This is a genomic window from Pseudomonas sp. D1HM (assembly GCF_019266105.1).
GTDB classification, from domain to species: domain Bacteria; phylum Pseudomonadota; class Gammaproteobacteria; order Pseudomonadales; family Pseudomonadaceae; genus Aquipseudomonas; species Aquipseudomonas taetrolens.
Map to the genome: position 1 here is coordinate 142,222 of NZ_LRMN01000009.1, position 21,073 is coordinate 163,294.

17 protein-coding genes are annotated in these 21,073 nt (G+C 58.1%); 14 read left to right on the plus strand and 3 right to left on the minus strand.

Annotated features, from left to right (window positions below; all coding sequences use genetic code 11):
* Window positions 1-20 precede the first annotated feature (20 nt).
* Together AWM69_RS13325 and AWM69_RS13330 are read right to left on the minus strand one after the other, a co-directional pair.
* Window positions 21-581 (minus strand): response regulator transcription factor, encoded by a 561-nt coding sequence (locus tag AWM69_RS13325; protein ID WP_016779485.1) that lies wholly within the window; start codon window positions 579-581, stop codon window positions 21-23.
* On the minus strand, window positions 574-1,836 hold the full coding sequence (locus AWM69_RS13330) for an ATP-binding protein (protein ID WP_131652193.1): 1,263 nt from the start codon (window positions 1,834-1,836) through the stop codon (window positions 574-576). The genes AWM69_RS13325 and AWM69_RS13330 overlap by 8 nt, the downstream gene beginning before the upstream one ends.
* A gap of 259 nt (window positions 1,837-2,095) precedes the next feature.
* On the opposite strand from AWM69_RS13330, the gene AWM69_RS13335 reads away from it, so the two are divergent.
* The 9 genes from AWM69_RS13335 (at window position 2,096) to AWM69_RS13375 (ending at window position 13,926) form a co-directional block, all read left to right on the plus strand.
* The gene (locus AWM69_RS13335) at window positions 2,096-2,812 is read left to right on the plus strand and encodes an SIMPL domain-containing protein (RefSeq protein WP_131652192.1); all 717 of its coding nucleotides are present in this window, start codon (window positions 2,096-2,098) and stop codon (window positions 2,810-2,812) included.
* Window positions 2,813-3,230: 418 nt separating this feature from the next.
* On the plus strand, window positions 3,231-4,856 hold the full coding sequence (locus AWM69_RS13340) for an ABC transporter substrate-binding protein (RefSeq protein WP_218727118.1): 1,626 nt from the start codon (window positions 3,231-3,233) through the stop codon (window positions 4,854-4,856).
* A gap of 300 nt (window positions 4,857-5,156) precedes the next feature.
* Window positions 5,157-6,755 (plus strand): ABC transporter substrate-binding protein, encoded by a 1,599-nt coding sequence (locus AWM69_RS13345; RefSeq protein WP_131652190.1) that lies wholly within the window; start codon window positions 5,157-5,159, stop codon window positions 6,753-6,755.
* A 165-nt stretch (window positions 6,756-6,920) separates the two neighbouring features.
* Complete coding sequence (locus AWM69_RS13350) at window positions 6,921-8,288, plus strand: OprD family porin (RefSeq protein ID WP_048378193.1); 1,368 nt, start codon at window positions 6,921-6,923, stop codon at window positions 8,286-8,288.
* 87 nt (window positions 8,289-8,375) lie between these two features.
* Window positions 8,376-9,971 carry an ABC transporter substrate-binding protein gene (locus AWM69_RS13355; RefSeq protein ID WP_218727120.1) on the plus strand — a complete coding sequence of 532 codons (1,596 nt, stop codon included), beginning with the start codon at window positions 8,376-8,378 and terminating at the stop codon, window positions 9,969-9,971.
* 75 nt (window positions 9,972-10,046) lie between these two features.
* On the plus strand, window positions 10,047-11,057 hold the full coding sequence (locus tag AWM69_RS13360; RefSeq protein ID WP_131652188.1) for an ABC transporter permease subunit: 1,011 nt from the start codon (window positions 10,047-10,049) through the stop codon (window positions 11,055-11,057).
* 10 nt (window positions 11,058-11,067) lie between these two features.
* A complete protein-coding gene (locus AWM69_RS13365; RefSeq protein WP_048378196.1) occupies window positions 11,068-11,979 on the plus strand; it encodes an ABC transporter permease subunit in 912 nt (303 codons plus the stop codon).
* Between the two features lie 10 nt (window positions 11,980-11,989).
* Window positions 11,990-12,958: an ABC transporter ATP-binding protein gene (locus AWM69_RS13370; protein WP_131652187.1), complete on the plus strand. Its 969-nt coding sequence runs from the start codon at window positions 11,990-11,992 to the stop codon at window positions 12,956-12,958.
* Window positions 12,958-13,926, plus strand: a complete 969-nt coding sequence (locus AWM69_RS13375) for a peptide ABC transporter ATP-binding protein (protein ID WP_048378198.1) — start codon at window positions 12,958-12,960, stop codon at window positions 13,924-13,926. Before AWM69_RS13370 ends, AWM69_RS13375 begins: the two co-directional genes overlap by 1 nt.
* A 156-nt stretch (window positions 13,927-14,082) precedes the next feature.
* On the opposite strand, the gene AWM69_RS13380 is transcribed toward AWM69_RS13375, so the two are convergent.
* Window positions 14,083-15,666, minus strand: a complete 1,584-nt coding sequence (locus tag AWM69_RS13380) for a peptide chain release factor 3 (RefSeq protein ID WP_131652186.1) — start codon at window positions 15,664-15,666, stop codon at window positions 14,083-14,085.
* Between the two features lie 304 nt (window positions 15,667-15,970).
* Here AWM69_RS13380 and AWM69_RS13385 point away from each other — a divergent pair, with 304 nt between their 5' ends.
* From AWM69_RS13385 to AWM69_RS13405, 5 genes are all read left to right on the plus strand, one after another.
* The gene (locus AWM69_RS13385) at window positions 15,971-16,720 is read left to right on the plus strand and encodes an ABC transporter permease (RefSeq protein ID WP_218727122.1); all 750 of its coding nucleotides are present in this window, start codon (window positions 15,971-15,973) and stop codon (window positions 16,718-16,720) included.
* Window positions 16,721-16,745: 25 nt separating this feature from the next.
* Entirely contained in the window at window positions 16,746-17,648 is a 903-nt protein-coding gene (locus AWM69_RS13390; RefSeq protein ID WP_048378200.1) for a glycine betaine ABC transporter substrate-binding protein, read from the plus strand.
* A gap of 15 nt (window positions 17,649-17,663) precedes the next feature.
* Window positions 17,664-18,317: an ABC transporter permease gene (locus AWM69_RS13395; RefSeq protein ID WP_131652184.1), complete on the plus strand. Its 654-nt coding sequence runs from the start codon at window positions 17,664-17,666 to the stop codon at window positions 18,315-18,317.
* The gene (locus AWM69_RS13400) at window positions 18,314-19,471 is read left to right on the plus strand and encodes a betaine/proline/choline family ABC transporter ATP-binding protein (RefSeq protein ID WP_048378202.1); all 1,158 of its coding nucleotides are present in this window, start codon (window positions 18,314-18,316) and stop codon (window positions 19,469-19,471) included. The genes AWM69_RS13395 and AWM69_RS13400 overlap by 4 nt, the downstream gene beginning before the upstream one ends.
* Before the next feature lie 434 nt (window positions 19,472-19,905).
* A complete protein-coding gene (locus AWM69_RS13405; RefSeq protein WP_048378203.1) occupies window positions 19,906-21,069 on the plus strand; it encodes a type III PLP-dependent enzyme in 1,164 nt (387 codons plus the stop codon).
* Window positions 21,070-21,073 lie beyond the last annotated feature (4 nt).

Below are 21,073 nucleotides of genomic sequence, written 5' to 3' on the forward strand. Positions count from 1 at the left end.
CAGTGTGCAATCTGCCTGGCTCAGCGCCGAACCGGACGCTTTTGCAGTTTGCGCTGCAGGGTACGACGGTGCATGCCCAGCGCACGGGCCGTTGCGGAGATATTGCCTTCATGCTCACCCAGCACGCGCTGGATGTGCTCCCACTGCAGACGGTCAACCGACATCGGGTTATCCGGCACCAGCGTCTCAAGATCCGCGTGCTGGGACAGCAGCGCCGCCAGCACGTCGTCGGCATCAGCCGGTTTGCACAAGTAATTGCAGGCGCCGCGCTTGATCGCCTCAACAGCCGTAGCGATGCTCGAATAACCCGTGAGAATCACAACCCGCATTTCGGGATCAAGCTCAAGCAGCTTGGGCAGCAAGACCAGGCCTGAATCACCGTCCATTTTCAGGTCCAGCGCAGCGAAATCGGGCAGGTCCTGTTGCGCCAGAATCAGTCCTTCTTCGGCAGAGCCCGCCGTGCTGACGCGGAAACCGCGGCGGCTCATGGCGCGAGCCATGACACGGGTAAACGTGGCGTCATCATCTACCAGCAACAAATGCGGCAGTTCTTCGCCTTCGACCTGAATTTCTTCACTCATTTTCGTTTCCTCGGGCGACACGCGGCAGGCGCAGCTCGGTGAGCGTGCCGCCATCCTCATGACTGTAGAGTTTTACCGAGCCGCCAGCACGTGTCACGCTGGCTTTGCTCAAGAATAGGCCCAGACCGAAGCCTTTGCCCTTAGTGGTAAAAAAGGGTTTGCCGATTTGTTCGGCGATGGCCAACGGTACACCTGCACCGTGATCACGAATACTGATCGTCAGATCAACCGCATCCCAGTCGACGCTGACTTCCAGCCCTTCCGGGCAAGCATCGGCTGCATTGTTGAGCAAATTGAGCAACGCCTGGGTCAAGTCCGGGGGCGGCGCCAAGCGTGGAACCGGCCCGTGCCCCAGACACTGAAAGCGATAGGTGGCTTCAGGGCGCATCAGGTGCCAGCGGTTCAAGGCCTCATCGAGCCACTGCGTGACATCTTGAACCTCAATGGCCAGCCGGCGATTGGCCTCGGCAGCACGCACCAGTTGCTGCAAGGTCTCTTTGCACAATTTGACCTGATCCTGAAGTACGCTCAAATCGTCTTGCAGCTCCGGATCGAGATGGTCCCGGCGCATCTCCTTGAGCAACACGCTCATGGTCGACAAGGGTGTACCCAGCTCATGGGCAGCACCGGCCGCTTGAGTCGCAACGGCCAGCAACTGCTGGTCTCGCAAGCCTTCTTCACGTCGCAGGGCTCGCAGTTCTTCCTGACGGCGCAACTCTTCACCCATTTTGGCGGCAAAGAAGGTAATCACGGCCGCTGACAGCGCAAAGCTTAGCCACATCCCGTAAATCTGCAGCTGCTCGCGGAAGAACGGCACCGTATCGACCGGGTAGAACTGCAGCAGCAACAGCGTATAAAGCGCCAGCGCAATGCCGGTCAAGACCAGCGAATAACGCCAGGGCAGTGTCACTGCCGCAATCGTCAGCGGCACCAGGTAATAAGACACGAAGGGATTGGTCGAGCCCCCGGAGAAGTACAACAGGGCGCTGTGGATAAACAGGTCACAGGCCAGTTGCAGTGCGTACTCCAGCTCTGTCACCGGCCACGTGGTGCGCAACCGGATGGCGGTAAACGCGCACAGCAGCATGGAACAGCCGAGGGTGACACCCAGCTCGAACCAGGGCAGCGGCAGCAAATCAAACAGATACGCAAAACCTACGGAGCCGGCCTGGGCAGCCAGCACCAACATGCGGATAAACGTAAGGCGCCAGAGGTTCTGACGAGTCGCAGACAATAACTGTACGGGGGCGAGCATGAGCTCTCCTGATGAGCGCTCCAGGCGGATCGCAGGGAGTATAACCAAGCTGATGGCCTGACAGGCAAAACTGCGGCAATGGGCCACAGTGTTTTTTTGAGGATTGAGGCCAGGCGCAAAGTCAGCCGCTACAAGGTCGACGCCCCACGCCAGATGTATTGAAAATGTAATTGGGCGAACTGATGGCCACCTTCTACAGTCTTAAAGGTTTGACGCCAGCCAACACAACACTGCATGGCGTTACCCACAAGGAGCTTCCATGTTTACATTCCAGCGTACAGCAGCCCTTCTGACCCTCAGCATTGGCGCACTTGCCAGTCTGCCGGCGTTGGCTGAAGACGTTCATTACAACCAGATATCCCTGCGCGCTGAAGCCAGCCAGGAAGTCCCACGCGACTTGATGGTCGTGACGCTGTACACCGAGGCGCAAAATACCGATGCGGCCAAGCTGGCAGCCGAGATCACCACTGCCATGAACAAGGCCATCGGTGAAGCCAAGCAAGTCAAGGGCGTGACCCTGCGTCAGGGCAGCCGCAACAGTTATCCGGTTTACGACAACAAGTCCCAGAAGATCACCGCCTGGCGTGAACGCGCCGAACTGCGCCTGGAAAGTGCCGACTTTGCCGCACTGTCCAAGCTCACCGGTGATCTGATGCAAACCCTGAAAATGGGCAGCATGCAATTCACCGTAGCCAAGGCAACCCGCATCGCCAGCCAGGATGCCTTGCTTAAAGATGCCGTCAATGCGTTCAGGGCTCGAGCACAAATGGCCACCGATGCGCTGGGGGGCAAGGGTTACAAGATCGTCAACCTGAACCTGAACAGCAATGGCTATCCGCAACCCTACATGCGCAGCGAAATGATGATGAAAGCCGCTGCGCCGGCCATGGACTCGGCGCCCACACCCGAGATCGAAGCCGGCACCAGTGAAGTCAGCATGAGCGCCGATGGCGTGATTGAAGTCCAGATGCCGTAAGACGGTTCGGCGTCCTACAAGCCCCTGAAGCACTCCTGCTTCGGGGGCTTTTTTATGCTCTGGATAAAAGTCCTACAGACCTTCCTATCTTTAAAAGGATGCGTCCTACAAGACGAATCAATAACGACCGACATCTTTTGAAATCAAGAGTCTAGATAAGTAACACCTCTGACCTAAAACAGGGCAACGCAGTGTTCTAACGCCCCATAACGTGTAAGTAAATGAGTCAAAAATCGGGACGCAAACGTTCAAATGCGTCAAAAATTATATAAATGCGACATTCCTGTACGATCGTTCCACATTTTCATACGTGAACCCTATACGCATATTGCATTGGGTATGGGCTGTGCATAAGTATCGCCGGGTCGACTCACAAGGTCGCCCTCAACTCAAAAATGACAAAAATCATGAGGCCACCATGTTCAAACACGCGGTCATTCCGTTTTTAGTGGGCGCCAGCCTGCTGGCAAGTGCACCTTTCGCCCAAGCTGCGAATAATCTGGTGTATTGCTCTGAAGGCAGCCCGGCCGGCTTTGACCCGGGTCAGTACACCACCGGTACTGATTTCGACGCATCGGCCGAAACCATTTACAACCGGCTCACCCAGTTCGAACGTGGCGGCACCAAAGTGGAGCCCGGCCTGGCGACCCGCTGGGATATTTCCCCCGATAACCTGACCTACACCTTCCATTTGCGTGACGGGGTCAAGTTCCACACCACGCCGTACTTCAAGCCGACCCGCGAGTTCAACGCCGACGACGTGCTCTTCACCTTCAACCGCATGCTCGACAAGGACATGCCGTTCCGTAAGGCCTACCCCACCGAATTCCCTTATTTCACCGACATGGGCATGGATAAAAACATCGCCAAGGTGGAAAAGCTCGATGACAAGACCGTCAAGTTCACCCTGAACACTGTGGATGCCGCGTTCATTCAGAACATGGCCATGCACTTTGCTTCTATCGAATCTGCCGAATACGCCGACAAGCTGCTCAAGGAAGGCAAACCTTCCGATATCAACCAGAAGCCGATTGGCACTGGCCCGTTTGTGTTCAAGAGCTACCAGAAAGACTCCAACATCCGGTACACCGGCAACAAGGAGTACTGGAAGCCTGAAGACGTCAAAATCGATAACCTGATTTTCGCCATCACCACCGATCCGTCGGTGCGCATGCAAAAACTGAAAAAGAATGAATGCCAGGTCACGTTGTATCCACGCCCGGCCGACCTTCAAGCGCTGAAAGCAGATCCGAACCTGAAGATGCCTGAACAGGCTGGCTTCAACGTTGGCTACATCGCCTATAACGTGATGGACAAGATCAAGGGCAGCGACCAGCCAAACCCGATGGCCCAGCTCAAAGTGCGTCAGGCGCTGGACATGGCCGTGAACAAACAGCAAATCATCGACTCGGTGTATCAGGGCGCGGGGCAACTGGCCGTCAACGGCATGCCGCCAACCCAGTGGTCTTACGACCCGACGATCAAGGATGCCGCCTACAACCCGGAGAAAGCCAAAGCGCTGCTCAAGGAAGCCGGGATCAAGGAAGGCACCGAAATCACTCTGTGGGCCATGCCCGTACAGCGCCCGTACAACCCGAACGCCAAACTGATGGCTGAAATGCTGCAGTCGGACTGGGCCAAAATCGGGATCAAGGCCAAGATCATGACCTATGAATGGGGCGAGTACATCAAGCGCTCCAAAGGCGGTGAGAACGGCGCCATGCTGATTGGCTGGAGTGGCGACAACGGTGACCCGGACAACTGGCTCGGCACCCTGTTCGGCTGCGACGCGATCAGCGGCAACAACTTCTCCAAGTGGTGCAATCCCGAGTTCGACAAGCTGATCAAGGCGGCCAAGGCCACCACCAATGTCGACGAGCGGACCAAGCTGTACCAACAGGCTCAGCACCTGCTTAAAGAGCAAGTGCCGATGACGCCTATCGCACACTCCACGGTGTACCAGCCAATGCGCAACAACGTACAGGACTTCAAGATCAGCCCACTAGGACTGGTCTCCTTCTACGGGGTGGGCGTCAGCAAATAAATGGATCACCGGAGTGCGGGTTAAAAACGCACTCCGGTGTCTGCATGGAAAGCGGAAATCCCTTTCATCCTGAAGCCACTGCGAACTACAGCAGAGGCGATAGGACGCCAAGATATTTCCCACAAATTTGTCAGGCCCAACGCATTTACTCCCCCTGTATCGCCCCCCTAAGGTCGACGCAGGGGCAGCCTCTTGCGTGGGGTGCAGCACCGTAGCTGAAGATATCGACACCCTGTGTGCCTGCGCCCTTGAAGAGGCGCGAGCCCAGGCCTAAACAACAATAAAAGGACAGGGCACGCCATGCGCAACCCTCTGGTTTTATCTGTATTGCTCAGCGCCGGTGTACTGGCCGGCAGCCCTTTGGCAAGTGCGGCCAACAGCCTGGTATTTTGCTCCGAAGGCAGCCCGGCCGGGTTTGACACCGCGCAGTACACGACCGCCACCGACAACGATGCGGCCGAACCGATCTACAACCGCCTCGCCGAATTTGAAAAGGGCGGCACCGCAGCCGGCCCTGCCCTGGCAACGCGCTGGGATATTTCCGAAGATGGCCTGACCTGGACCTTTCATTTACGCGATGGCGTGAAGTTCCACACCACCAAATGGTTCACCCCGACCCGCGATTTCAACGCTGATGACGTGCTGTTCACCTTCAACCGCATGCTCAACCCCGAACACCCGTTTCGCAAGGCGTACCCCACCGAGTTTCCTTACTTCACCGGCATGAGCCTGGACAAGAACATCGCCAGCGTCGAGAAGACCGGCCCGATGACCGTGGTCATGAAACTCAATTCGGTGGACGCAGCGTTCATTCAAAACCTGGCGATGAGCTTCGCTGCCATTCTGTCGGCCGAATACGCCGATCAGTTGCTCAAGAGCGGCAAGCCCAGCGACATCAACCAGAAACCTGTCGGCACCGGCCCGTATGTCTTTCAGCGCTATCAAAAAGACTCGAACATCCGCTATGCCGCCAACAAGGACTACTGGAAACCGGATCAGGTCAAACTCGACAACCTGATTTTCTCGATCAATACCGATGCCTCGGCACGCATGCAAAAGCTGCGTAAAAACGAATGCCAGGTGTCACTCAACCCGCGCCCGGCAGACGTGGCCAGCCTCAAGGCCGACCCCAAGCTGCAAGTCATTGAGAAACCCGGGTTCAACCTTGGTTACATCGCCTACAACGTGCAGCACAAGCCGTTTGACCAGCTCCAGGTGCGCCAGGCGCTGGACATGGCCGTCAACAAGGACGCGATTCTCAAAGCGGTGTACCAGGGCGCCGGGCAGAAAGCCGTCAATGCGATGCCGCCCACCCAATGGTCCTACGACGAGACCATTACCGACGCTGCCTACAACCCGGAGAAAGCCAAAGCGCTGCTCAAGGCGGCCGGAGTCAAGGAAGGCACCGAGATCACTCTCTGGGCCATGCCGGTGCAACGCCCGTACAACCCCAACGCCAAGCTGATGGCCGAAATGCTGCAGTCGGACTGGGACAAGATCGGGCTCAAGGTCAAGATCGTCAGCTATGAATGGGGCGAGTACATCAAGCGCACCAAAAATGGCGAGCACGACGTCAGCCTGATCGGCTGGACCGGCGACAACGGTGACCCGGACAACTGGCTGGGCACGCTTTACAGCTGCGACGCGATCGGCGGAAACAACTACTCCATGTGGTGCGATCCGCAGTACGACACGCTGATCAAAAAGGCCAAGGCCGTGACCGACCGCGATCAACGCACCGTGCTGTACAAACAGGCACAGCAATTGCTCAAGCAGCAAGTCCCGATCACACCGATTGCCCACTCGATGGTCAACCAGCCCTTGAGTGCCAAGGTCCAGGGTTTCACCGTAAGTCCCTTTGGTCGTAACGCCTTCTCGGGCGTCAGTCTCGACGACTAGCTCCACGCATCCGTTTGAGCTTCACCCCGGCGCTTGGGGGCGCAGGGGTGAGATTTCGGCCAAGGGCGCCGGGCAAACGTTTGCATTGTTCTACGACGTTCCACAACAGCCGGGCAAAACCAAAAAGTACCGGCAATAAAAAAAGAAAGTGAAGGAGCCTCAACCATGAAAGTAACAAGCTGCGCAGTGCTCGCCTTGTCCATCAGCAGCCTCACTGCGATGGCCCACGCAGAAGAGTTCATCCCTACCGGGCTGAAATCCGACAGCAGCGCCCAGAGCGAAACCAAGGGTTTTTTTGAAGAGCAGACGCTGAGTGGCACCACCCGCAACTGGTACGCCAACGAACTGAAACGGCATGGCGGGCGCTTCACCTATAACGACAACGGTGTGCAAAAAAGCACCCCGCGCCGGATTAACTGGGTACAGGGCACCATCCTCGACTACAGCTCGGGCTTCACCCAGGGCACGGTAGGTTTCAAGACCCAGGTGGCGGCCTACAACGCCATCGCGCTGGACCGCGACGCCAATGACATTGCCGGGGTCAACAACCGTACCCTGACGCGCAACGATGGCGACGCAGTGGGTCAGTGGAGCAAGCTCGGCCTGGCCAACCTGCAGGCACGCATTTCCAACACCACACTGACCGTGGGCCGACAGAACTTCAGCAGCCCGACCATCGATGTGATCGGTAACCGTGCACTGCCATCAAGCTTCCAGGGGGTGGGCCTGCACAGCGAAGAGTTCAATAACCTGTCCTTCGATGCCGGCTCCTTTGATCGGGTATCGCCGCGTACCGAACAGAGCCTGAGCAAGTTTCGCTCCGAGTACAGCGCCACCGGCGTCGAAACCGACCGTGCCAGCGTTGGCGGCGTGAACTACCAACCGTTCAAGAACCTGAAGACTTCGTTGTACGCCACTCACGTTGAAGACTTCTGGAACCAGTACTACTTCGGCGCGGTGCACGATTGGGGTGACAACGCCGTACTGGGGCTGAACACCAACCTCAACTACTACAAAACCGTCGACACCGGCAGCAAAGCCATGGGGGATATCAACAACGATACCTTCAGCCTGGCGATGGGCCTGACTCACCAGGCCCATACCGTGACCTTCTCGTACCAGCAAGTCATCGGTGACGAGTACTTCGACTACCTGCACGAAACCAACGGCATCTACCTGGCCAACTCCCTGCTCTCGGACTTCAACGGCCCGAATGAGAAGTCCTTCCAGGTGGCCTACGTCATCAACATGGCGCAGTACGGTATTCCGGGCCTCAAGTTCAATGCTTACCACGCCCGCGGCTGGGACATTAACGGCACCAAGTACAAGGGTGATGCCTATGACGTGAGAAGCATGGACGATGAAACCCACTCCGAGTACAGCATCGGCACGTCCTATGCCATTCAGAGCGGCCCCCTGAAAGCCACTGCCATTCGCGCTACCTACACCACTCACCGCGCCAGCAAAAACCAGTCCGACGGCGACATCAACGAGTTCCGCCTGGTGACCACCATTCCGTTCAACATTCTGTAAGCACCAGTCTTGCCCAACCAGGCTGCAGCTGATGCAAACCATCAGTTGCAGCCCTTTCGCTGGCTCAACCAATTGGAGAGGGTTGCTATGAAACGACTTCCATTGCGCACCACCCTTGCCGCTGCACTGATCTGCACGGCCGTCAGTGTGTCTGCCAAAAACCTGGTGGTCTGCACCGAAGCCAGCCCCGAAGGTTTTGACATCGTTCAGTACACCACCGCCGTCACCGCCGATGCGTCGGCAGAAACCGTGCTCAATCGACTGGTCGACTTCAAACCCGGCACTACGGATATCGAGCCTGCCCTGGCCGAGCGCTGGGAGATCAGCCCCGACGGTCTTGAGTACACGTTTTACCTGCGCCCCGGCGTCAAGTTCCACACCACTGACTATTTCCAACCGACCCGAACACTCAATGCCGACGACGTGGTCTGGAGCTTTCAGCGCCAGCTGGACCCCAACCACCCGTGGCACAGCAAATCGTTGGTCGGTTACCCCTACTTTGAAAGCATGGGCTTCAAGAGCCTGCTAAAAAGTGTCGAAAAAATTGACGACATGACCGTCAAATTCACCCTCAATCATGCCGAATCGCCGTTTTTACGTGACGTGGCCATGCCGTTCACCTCGATCTACTCCTCGGAGTACGCCGACCAGTTGCTCAAAGCCGGCAAAACCCAGGAGTTGAACAGCAAACCCATTGGCACCGGCCCGTTTATTTTCGTGCGGTACAACAAGGACGCTCAGGTACGCTTCAAGGCCAACCCGGATTACTTCCGTGGCAAGCCGCCCAGCGATAACCTGATCTTTGCCATCAGTACCGACAGCAACGTGCGCCAGCAAAAACTCAAGGCCAACGAATGCCAGATCGCGCTTTACCCCAAGCCCGATGACGTCAAGAACATCCGCAAAGACCCGAACCTGAAAGTCGATGAGCTGGCTGCACTGATGACCAGCTATATCGCCATCAACACCGGCCACAAGTACCTGAGCGATGTCCGGGTGCGTCAGGCCCTCGATATCGCCTTCGACAAAGAGACTTACCTCAACACCGTGCACGGTAAAGGCAATGCCCTGATTGCAGTCAACCCGTATCCACCGACCATGCTCGGGTTCAACACCAGCATCCAGAGCCCGCCTCGCGATCTGGACAAAGCCCGTGCATTGCTTAAAGAAGCCGGTGTACCTCCAGGTTATGTCATCACCCTCTTTACCCGAAACGGCGGTGGCCCGACCAACCCGAACCCGATGCTCGGCGCACAGTTGTTGCAATCGGACCTGAAAAAAATCGGTCTGACCCTGGATATCCGCGTGATGGAATGGGGTGAAATGCTCAAGCGCGCCAAGGCGGGCGAGCACGATCTGGTCTCAACCGGCTGGGGCGGCGACAACGGCGACCCGGACAATTTCCTGACCCCGTTGCTGAGCTGCGAGGCCGCCAAGAACGGCGAAAACTACGCCCGCTGGTGCAATAAAGACTTCGAGGCACTGATCACCCGGGCCCGTAATATCAGTGAACCCGCAGAGCGGGCTGCACTCTATGAACAGGCCCAGGTCATTTTCCATCAGGACCAGCCCTGGATTAACGTGACACACCCCATGCTCTTTACCGCCAGACGCAACAACGTCGAGGGTTATACCCTTAGCCCGCTGACCAATAACAACTTCGCCACCACCCAGGTGAAGTAGAACAATAAAATACCCGCCAGCGCCCCCCCGAGCACTGGCGGACCTGCCTAACCGGCTGATGAGGTACACCACACGATGTTTAGTTTTATAGCCCGCCGAGTGGGATTGTTGATCCCCACGTTCTTCGGCATCACCTTGCTCACATTCGCCCTGATTCGCATGATCCCCGGCGATCCGGTCGAAGTCATGATGGGCGAGCGTCGGGTCGACCCTGAGATGCACGCCCAGGCCATGGAGCGTCTGGGCCTGAACAAGCCGCTGTACGAACAGTATTTTGACTACATCGGCAAACTGGCCCATGGCGACCTCGGCGAATCGTTAAGAACCCGTGAAAGTGTGTGGACCGAATTCAGCGCGCTGTTCCCCGCCACTCTGGAACTGTCGATGGCTGCGCTGTTGTTCGCCGGCATCCTCGGGCTGCTGGCCGGGGTAATTGCAGCCCTCAAGCGAGGCTCGTTTTTTGACCACGGGGTGATGGGCATCTCCCTCGCGGGCTATTCGATGCCGATTTTCTGGTGGGGTCTGATTCTGATCATGTTCTTCTCGGTCGGCCTGGGCTGGACCCCGGTTTCCGGGCGAATCGACCTGCTGTACGACATTGAGCCGAAAACCGGCTTCATGCTGATCGACACCTTGCTCAGCGACGAGCCCGACGCCTTCTGGGATGCGCTGCACCACTTGATCCTGCCCGCTATCGTGCTGGGCACCATTCCGCTGGCGGTGATCGCGCGGATGACCCGCTCCTCCATGCTGGAAGTATTGCGCGAAGACTACATCCGCACCGCTCGCGCCAAAGGCCTGTCACCTGCCCGCGTGGTGTTCGTGCACGGCCTGCGCAACGCGCTGATTCCGGTATTGACCGTGGTCGGCCTGCAAGTCGGTACCCTGCTGGCCGGCGCCGTACTGACCGAAACCATTTTTTCGTGGCCCGGTATCGGCAAATGGCTGATCGAAGCCATTGGCGCACGGGACTACCCCGTGGTGCAAAACGGCATCCTGCTAATCGCCTGCCTGGTGATTCTGGTCAACTTCGTGGTGGACATCCTCTACGGCTTTGCCAACCCACGCATCCGTCACCAGCGCTGAGATCCTGATCATGAGCACACCTACTCCTGTTACAGCCGTGGATCAAAGCCTGCTTTATCCATCGCCCTACAAAGAATTCTGGCAAGCGTTCTCCAAGAACAAGGGCGCCGTTGCCGGCCTGATGTTCATGTGCGTGATCGTGTTCTGCGCGATTTTTGCGCCGTGGGTCGCACCGCACAATCCCAGCGAGCAATACCGCGACTTTCTGTTGACCCCGCCGGTCTGGCTTGAGGGCGGCCAATGGCAATTTCTGCTCGGCACTGACGAGCTGGGCCGCGACCTGCTGTCGCGCCTGATCGAAGGCTCCCGCCTGTCGCTGCTGATCGGTTTGTCTTCGGTGGTCATTTCACTGATTCCTGGGGTGATCCTGGGGCTGTTCGCCGGGTTTTTCCCGCGCATCCTCGGCCCGGGCATCATGCGTTTGATGGACATCATGCTGGCCCTGCCTTCGCTGCTGCTGGCTGTTGCCATTGTCGCCATCCTCGGCCCTGGCCTGATCAATACCGTGATCGCCATTGCCGTGGTGTCCTTGCCGTCCTACGTGCGCCTGACCCGGGCTGCCGTGATGGGCGAACTGAACCGTGACTACGTGACTGCTGCCCGTCTGGCCGGTGCTGGCCTGCCACGCCTGATGTTCGTCACCGTGCTGCCGAACTGCATGGCACCGCTGATCGTCCAGGCCACCTTGAGTTTCTCTTCGGCGATTCTCGATGCCGCAGCACTGGGCTTCCTGGGCCTTGGCGTACAGCCGCCCACGCCTGAGTGGGGCACCATGCTGGCCTCGGCCCGCGACTACATCGAACGCGCCTGGTGGGTCGTGAGCCTGCCCGGTCTGACCATTTTGCTCAGCGTGCTGGCAATCAACCTGATGGGCGACGGCCTGCGCGATGCGCTGGACCCGAAACTCAAGAATGCCGCCTGAGGAGATTCCCATGTCACTGCTAGAAATCAAGAATCTCAACGTCCGTTTTGGTGACGCCAAGGCCGTACCGGTGGTCGACGGGCTCAGTCTGTCTGTGGATAAAGGCGAAGTCCTGGCCATTGTTGGTGAATCGGGGTCCGGCAAGTCCGTGACCATGATGGCGCTGATGGGCCTGATCGAGCATCCCGGCATCGTCACCGCCGACGCACTGAACTTCGACGGTAAAAACATGCTGACCCTCAGCGCCCGTCAACGCCGGCAAATCGTCGGCAAAGACATGGCCATGGTGTTCCAGGACCCGATGACCGCGCTCAACCCCAGTTACACCGTGGGGTTCCAGATCGAAGAAGTGCTGCGCCTGCACCTGAAAATGTCCGGCAAGGCCGCGCGCAAGCGAGCCATTGAATTGCTGGAAAAAGTCGAAATCCCCGGTGCCGCCAGCCGTATGGACGCTTACCCGCACCAACTCTCGGGCGGCATGAGCCAGCGTGTGGCGATTGCCATGGCCATCGCCGGCGAACCCAAGCTGTTGATTGCCGACGAACCGACCACCGCACTGGACGTGACCATTCAGGCCCAGATCATGGACTTGCTGCTCAACCTGCAGCGCGAACAGAACATGGGCCTGGTGCTGATCACCCACGACCTTGCCGTCGTGGCCGAAACCGCACAAAGGGTGTGTGTCATGTACGCCGGTCAGGCGGTCGAGGTCGGTCACGTGCCGGGCCTGTTCGATGTCCCCGCACACCCGTACAGCGAAGCCCTGCTGGCAGCCATCCCTGAACACAGCATGGGCGCCGCTCGCCTGTCGACCTTGCCGGGCATCGTGCCCGGGCGCTATGACCGACCTAACGGTTGCCTGCTGTCACCGCGCTGCCCGTACGTACAAGACACCTGCCGCCAACAACGTCCGGCGCTGGAGCCCAAGGCTCACAGCCAGGCCCGCTGCTTCTTCCCCTTGAATCAGGAGGTGGCGTAATGACTGTCGTTCTTACTGCCCGCGACCTAACCCGTCATTACGAAGTGTCCCGTGGCCTGTTCAAGGGCCATGCACTGGTACGCGCGCTCAACGGTGTGTCGTTTGAACTCGAGGCGGGTAAAACCCTGGCCGTGGTGGGCGAGTCAGGCTGTGGCAAATCGACCCTGGCCCGCGCCCTTACTTTGATCGAAGAGCCCTCGTCCGGTTCGTTGAAAATTGCCGGCCAGGAAGTCGCCGGGGCTGACAAGGCCCAGCGCAAGCAACTGCGCAAAGATGTGCAGATGGTGTTCCAGAGCCCTTATGCCTCGCTCAATCCTCGGCAGAAAGTCGGTGATCAACTGGCCGAGCCGCTGCTGATCAACACCCGGTTGAGCGCCAGCGAACGTCGTGAAAAAGTCCAGGCCATGATGAAGCAGGTGGGCTTGCGCCCTGAGCATTACCAGCGCTACCCGCACATGTTCTCCGGTGGTCAGCGCCAGCGGATCGCCCTGGCCCGAGCCATGATGTTGCAACCCAAGGTGCTGGTGGCCGACGAACCGACCTCGGCGCTGGATGTATCGATCCAGGCCCAGGTGCTCAACCTGTTCATGGACTTGCAGCAAGAGTTCAACACCGCCTACGTATTCATCTCGCACAACCTGGCGGTGGTGCGACATGTGGCCGATACGGTCCTGGTCATGTACCTCGGTCGCCCGGTAGAAATGGGGCCCAAGGAAGAGATCTACACCCGGCCGCTGCACCCTTACACCCAGGCATTGCTGTCCGCCACACCCACCATCCACCCGGATCCGGACAAACCGAAGATCAAGATCGTCGGCGAACTGCCCAACCCGCTGAACCCGCCATCAGGCTGCGCCTTCCACAAGCGCTGCCCATACGCGACCGAGCTGTGCAGCACCGACGAGCCGCTCCTGCGCCTGCTGGACAACCGCCAGGTTGCCTGCCATCACGCGGAGCAATTCCTCTAGGCACAACACCTGAAGCCCCGAGCCCGAAGATCCTTCGGGCCTTGTCGCAGCCTGCGGCAGCGGCTACAGAGGGGTGCGCCGCAACACCGGTTTTGTACATGCAAAAAAAAGCGAAGCCCAAGGGCTTCGCTTTTTTTTAACTTCAGGCCTGAGCCGTTAGTGATGCTCACGCGTGGCGCGGAATTGCACATCAGGCCAGCGCTCTTCCATCAGTGCCAGGTTGACCCGCGTCGGAGCGAGGTAGGTCAGGTGGCCGCCGCCGTCGATGGCGAGGTTTTCCACCGCTTTGATCTGGAACTCTTCGAGCTTCTTCTTATCAGCGCAGTCGATCCAGCGAGCCGAATACACAGTGATAGGCTCGTAGGAGCATTCCACTTTGTATTCTTCTTTCAAACGGCTGGCGACCACGTCGAACTGCAGGACACCGACGGCACCCAGGATGATGTCGTTGCTGCGCTCCGGGAAGAACACCTGAGTGGCACCCTCTTCGGCCAGTTGCTGCAAGCCCTGGCGCAATTGCTTGGACTTGAGCGGATCACGCAGGCGTACGCGACGGAACAGTTCCGGGGCGAAGTGCGGAATACCGGTGAAGCTCAGGCTTTCGCCTTCGCTGAAGGTGTCGCCGATCTGGATCGTACCGTGGTTGTGCAAGCCGATGATGTCGCCCGCGAAGGCTTCTTCAAGTTGCTCACGCTCGGAGGAGAAGAACGTCAGCGCATCGCCGATGCGAACGTCTTTGCCTGTGCGCACGTGGCGCATTTTCATGCCTTTTTCGTATTTGCCCGAGCAAATGCGCATGAAAGCGATGCGGTCACGGTGCTTCGGGTCCATGTTCGCCTGGATCTTGAACACGAAACCGGTGAATTTCTCTTCGACCGGCTCGACCGTACGTTCGTTGGCCACCCGGGCCAAAGGCTTCGGCGCCCAATTGACCACAGCGTCCAGCACGTGATCGACACCAAAGTTGCCCAACGCCGTACCGAAGAACACAGGTGTCAGTTGGCCGTCGAGGAATTCCTGCTGGTTGAATTCATGGCAAGCACCCTGAACCAGTTCCAGTTGGTCGACAAACCGGTCGTACTCGTCACCCAAATGGGCGCGGGCTTCGTCGGAGTCGAGCTTCTCGATGATTTTGACCTCGGTGCGCTCGTGGCCGTGACCGGCGGTGTAGACGATGATGTAGTCGTCAGCAAGGTGGTAGACACCCTTGAAGTCACGGTAGCAACCAATCGGCCAGGTGATCGGCGCAGCCTTGATTTTCAGGACGGCTTCGATTTCATCCAGCAACTCGATCGGGTCGCGAATGTCGCGGTCGAGTTTGTTGATGAAGCTCACGATCGGCGTGTCGCGCAGGCGACATACGTCCATCAGGGCGATGGTGCGTGGCTCAACGCCTTTACCGCCGTCGAGCACCATCAGCGCCGAGTCCACCGCTGTCAGCGTACGGTAGGTATCTTCCGAGAAGTCTTCGTGGCCCGGGGTGTCGAGCAGGTTGATCATGTGGTCGCGATACGGGAACTGCATGACCGACGTGGTAATCGAAATACCCCGTTGTTTCTCCATTTCCATCCAGTCGGAGGTGGCATGGCGGTCGGACTTTCGCGATTTCACCGTACCGGCGACAGCAATCGCCTTCCCCATCAGCAAGAGCTTTTCGGTGATGGTGGTTTTACCCGCATCGGGGTGGGAAATAATGGCGAAAGTGCGGCGTTTCGCGACTTCGGCGGCCTGGTTGGTCATGGGAAATCGCCTGACGATTGATTCAAAAAAGGGCGCGGATTATAGCCCAAATCCGGTGAGTGCAGCCACCGTTGGTACCTTTGCCTTGACCACAAGGGTGGCGATCCGCCGTAAATAATGTGAACCTTTTAGACAGTGGAGGCGTCCACTCTCCTGATGCGGCAAACCGTCAGGGGCTGAAATATCAGCAAGTTAGCCTGACGAGGCTGCGCTAAATGACAGGTGATGGCAGCGTTTTTCGCGCCCGCTTGTTGCTCTTCGCGAACCCATGGTCGGCAGCCAGGAATGGCCTTGCCACACGACAATGTGTTCGCCGACAAAAAAAAGGAGTCCGCCTGTGGCTAATCGCTATGGAAAAGGGCTTATGGGATGTGTGGCAGTTGTCGCCCTCCTCGCCCTGTTGGTCCATTGGATCGGCATCAGCACTATCGAACACTATCAAGATGATCTGTTGTTCTACCTGCAAGCCCATCTGTACCTCGTACTCGCTTCAATGCTCGCCGCCCTTGTAATCGGGATCCCCGCCGGCATTTTCCTCAGCCGACCCAGCATGGCCGGACGTGCGGAACGCTTCATGCAAGTCTTCAACATCGGCAACACCGTTCCACCGCTCGCGGTACTGGCCATTGCGCTTGGTTTTCTCGGAATCGGTAGTGGTCCCGCCATCTTCGCCCTGTTTCTTGCCTCGTTGCTGCCCATCGTGCGCAACACCTACGAAGGCCTGAAAAACGTACAGGGATCGCTCAAAGAAGCTGCCGTCGGCATCGGCATGACCCCGCGCCAAGTGCTTTGGCGGGTCGAACTGCCCAACGCCGTACCTATCATCATGGGCGGTGTACGGGTCGCACTGGCGATCAACGTCGGTACCGCCCCCCTGGCGTTCCTGATTGGCGCCAACAGCCTGGGCAGCCTGATTTTCCCTGGCATCGCCCTCAACAATCAGCCGCAACTGATCCTCGGCGCCGCCTGCACCGCGCTGCTGGCATTGCTGCTCGACGGCCTGGTGATACTCATCAGCCGCCGCTGGCTGGAACGCGGTCTGCGACCTGCATAAGGTCTGGCTGAGCAAAGGAATATCCATGAAAAAAATTAGCTTGTTTTTAGGCTGCATCCTGCTGTTCGCAGGCATTGCCCAAGCCGCTGAAAAACCCTTGATCCGGATTGGCGCACGGGTGTTTACCGAGCAGACCCTGCTCGCCGAAATCACCTCGCAATACCTCAACAGCAGGGGCTACAAAACGCAGGTTACCGGCGGGCTTGGCAGCAGTCTGGCACGCAGTGCCCAGGAGTCCGGGCAACTGGATCTGCTCTGGGAATACACCGGCGTCTCGCTGGTGGCATACAACCATGTGACCGAGAAACTCGACAGCCAACAATCCTACGACCGAGTTAAAGAACTCGATGAAAAAAAGGGACTCATCTGGCTGCACCCGTCCAGATTCAGCAACACCTACGCCCTGGCGCTGCCGCAGAACGTGGCCGAGCAATATCCTGATATCAACACCATCAGCGATTTGAACAAGGCGCTGCGCGATCCTGAAAATAAGGGTGCGCTCATGGCACTGGATACCGAGTTTGCCAATCGTTCAGATGGCTTGCTGGGCATGGTCAAGCTGTATGACATGGACCTGACCCGCAAGAACATCCGCCAGATGGACGCCGGGCTGGTCTACACCGCGCTGAAAAACGGCCAGGTATTTGCCGGACTCGTATACACCACCGATGGCCGTCTGAGCGCCTTCAAACTCAAGCTGCTCAGTGACGACCTGCATTATTTCCCGGACTACACCGCCGCTCCCGTCGTGAGCAAGGCCTATCTGGACGCCCATCCGGACCTGGCGGCCCTGCTCAAACCGCTGGCCGATCTGTTTGACGACGAGACCATGCGCCAGTTGAACGCCCGGGTCGACGTAAACCACGAGAGCCCGTCCAGGGTGGCCGCAGACTTCCTGCGCCAGCATCCACTGCCTTCTATTAACTGATCCGGAGGAAAAGACATGGAATTTCTGAACGCCTTTTCCCACATGGACTGGACACTGGTGCTGCACCTGACCTGGCAGCACATCACGCTGGTCGGAATCGCCGTGACCCTGGCGATTGTGGTCGGGGTGCCGCTAGGTGTGCTGATGACCCGTTTTCCGAGCCTGGCCGGCCCGATGCAGGCCAGCGCTACGGTATTGCTGACTGTTCCGTCCATCGCCCTGTTTGGCCTGCTGCTGCCGTTCTATTCCAAGTTCGGCCAGGGCCTGGGGCCGATGCCGGCAATCACTGCCGTGTTCCTCTACTCATTGCTGCCGATCATGCGCAACACCTTCCTCGCCCTCACCGGCGTGGAACCGGGTATTCGCGAAGCTGCCCGCGGCATCGGCATGACCTTCAGCCAGCGCTTGCGCATGGTTGAGCTGCCCATCGCAGTGCCGGTGATCCTGGCCGGTGTGCGCACCGCTGTCGTGATGAACATTGGTGTCATGACCATCGCCGCGACCATCGGCGCCGGTGGCCTGGGTGTACTTATTCTTGCTGCAATCAGCCGTAGTGACATGTCGATGCTAATCGTTGGCGCCGTACTGGTCAGCGTTCTGGCCATTATCGCTGACCTGTTTTTGCAATGGTTGCAACGCACGCTGACTCCAAAAGGACTGCTCAAATGATCGAACTTCAAAACCTCAGCAAGACCTTCCAAAGCAACGGCAAAGACGTAAAAGCCGTGGACTCGGTAAGCCTGACCGTCAACGAAGGCGAAATCTGCGTATTCCTGGGGCCTTCGGGTTGCGGTAAAAGCACGACGTTGAAAATGATCAACCGCCTGATCAAGCCGACCTCCGGCAAGATCCTGATCAACGGCGAAGACACCACCGACCTCGATCCGGTGACCCTGCGTCGCAACATCGGTTATGTGATCCAGCAGATCGGCCTGTTCCCGAACATGACCATCGAGGAGAACATCACCATTGTTCCGCGCTTGCTGGGCTGGGATAAACAGAAGTGCCACGATCGCGCCCGTGAACTGATGAGCATGATCAAGCTTGAACCCAAGCAGTACCTCAATCGCTACCCCCGTGAACTGTCGGGCGGTCAGCAACAGCGGATCGGCGTGATTCGTGCGCTGGCGGCAGATGCACCGCTGCTATTAATGGATGAACCGTTCGGCGCGGTCGACCCGATCAACCGCGAGATGATCCAGAACGAGTTTTTCGAAATGCAGCGTGCGCTGAACAAGACCGTGATCATGGTCAGCCACGACATCGACGAGGCAATCAAGCTGGGCGATAAAATCGCCATCTTCCGTGGCGGCAAGCTGCTGCAAATGGATCATCCCGACACCTTGCTTGCCCACCCGGCCGATGACTTTGTCAGCAACTTTGTTGGCCAGGACAGCACGCTCAAGCGCCTGTTGCTGGTCAAGGCCGAGGACGCGGCGGATAACGCACCGTCTGTCAGCCCTGAAACCCCGGTAGCCGATGCCTTGGAGCTGATGGACGAACTCGACCGCCGCTACGTAGTTGTGACCTGCGCCGATAACAAAGCACTGGGTTACGTCCGTCGTCGCGACCTGCACCGCCAGACCGGGACGTGCGGCCAGTATCTGCGCGAGTTCAATGCCACGGCGGCGTTCGATGAACACTTGCGTATCCTGTTGTCGCGCATGTACGAGTTCAATCGCTCATGGCTGCCGGTGATGGACGCCGAGCGCGTGTTCCTGGGTGAAGTGACCCAGGAATCGATTGCGGCGTACCTCAGCTCCGGTCGCTCCCGCGGCGCCAAGACCAGCATTGTTTCCCCCGCAGAAACAGCCATCGCCTGATGATTGCCCTGTAGAAGCGAGCGTGCTCGCGAGCGCATCAACCCGGCACTCAAGACCTGCCGGGTTGCCTGCATCGCGGGCCAGCTCGCACCTGCAATCCCCCGCGACGCTCCCCAACGCCCCTCCTGCGGGAACATCACAACGTCATCAAGGTCGGTTACTTAAATAGCTGAGATTGAGCCCCCGACGAACTCGTGCAAAAACGCGACATTTTTTGTTGATCAAAGCGCAATCACCCCCTAAAGTTCGCGCCGAACATCCATGCTGGAAACGATCCATCCGGCTCAAGTACTGACGACGAGACAGCAAGGTTCATTTACCTTTTTTGCTTTCGGCGGACATGCCTTGGGAAGTAGGCGAACCAAAGTGGGGATACGGAGGATGTTCAGTTGCGCCCATTTATTGATTACGTTTGCCACTAGGAGTCCCTTAGCATGCCGATCCAGGTCGAAGACTATTACGCGCGCGATACCTTCCAGAAAATGAAGGCTTTCGCTGACACCCAGGAAACCCCGTTCGTGGTGATCGACACCGCCATGATCAGCCAGGCCTATGATGACCTGCGCGCCGGCTTCGAATTTGCCAAGGTCTACTACGCCGTCAAGGCCAACCCTGCCGTCGAGATCATCGACCTGTTGAAAGACAAGGGTTCGAGCTTCGACATCGCCTCGATCTACGAGCTGGACAAGGTCATGGACCGTGGTGTCAGCGCCGACCGCATCAGCTACGGCAACACCATCAAAAAATCCAAGGACATCCGCTACTTCTACGAGAAGGGCGTACGTCTGTTCTCCACAGACTCCGAAGCCGACTTGCGCAATATCGCCAAGGCTGCCCCGGGCTCGAAAGTGTACGTGCGTATTCTGACCGAAGGCTCGACCACGGCTGACTGGCCCCTGTCGCGCAAATTCGGCTGCCAGACCGACATGGCCATGGACCTGCTGATTCTGGCTCGTGACCTGGGCCTGGTGCCTTATGGCATTTCGTTCCACGTCGGCTCCCAACAGCGTGATATCAGCGTATGGGATGCGGCCATCGCCAAGGTCAAAGTGATCTTCGAGCGCCTGAAAGAAGAAGACGGCATCGTCCTCAAGCTGATCAACATGGGTGGCGGCTTCCCGGCCAACTACATCACCCGTACCAACAGCCTGGAAACCTACGCCGAAGAAATCATCCGCTTCCTGAAGGAAGATTTCGGTGACGAGTTGCCGGAAATCATTCTGGAGCCGGGCCGTTCGCTGATCGCCAACGCCGGGATTCTGGTGAGTGAAGTGGTATTGGTCGCCCGTAAATCCCGCACCGCCGTCGAGCGTTGGGTATACACCGATGTGGGCAAATTCTCGGGGCTGATCGAAACCATGGACGAATCCATCAAGTTCCCGATCTGGACCGAGAAAAAGGGCGAGATGGAAGAAGTCGTGATCGCCGGCCCAACCTGTGACAGCGCCGACATCATGTACGAAAACTACAAGTACGGCCTGCCGCTGAACCTGGCCATTGGCGATCGCCTGTACTGGCTGTCGACCGGTGCCTATACCACCAGCTACAGCGCAGTTGAGTTCAATGGCTTCCCGCCACTGAAGTCGTTCTACCTGTAACCGC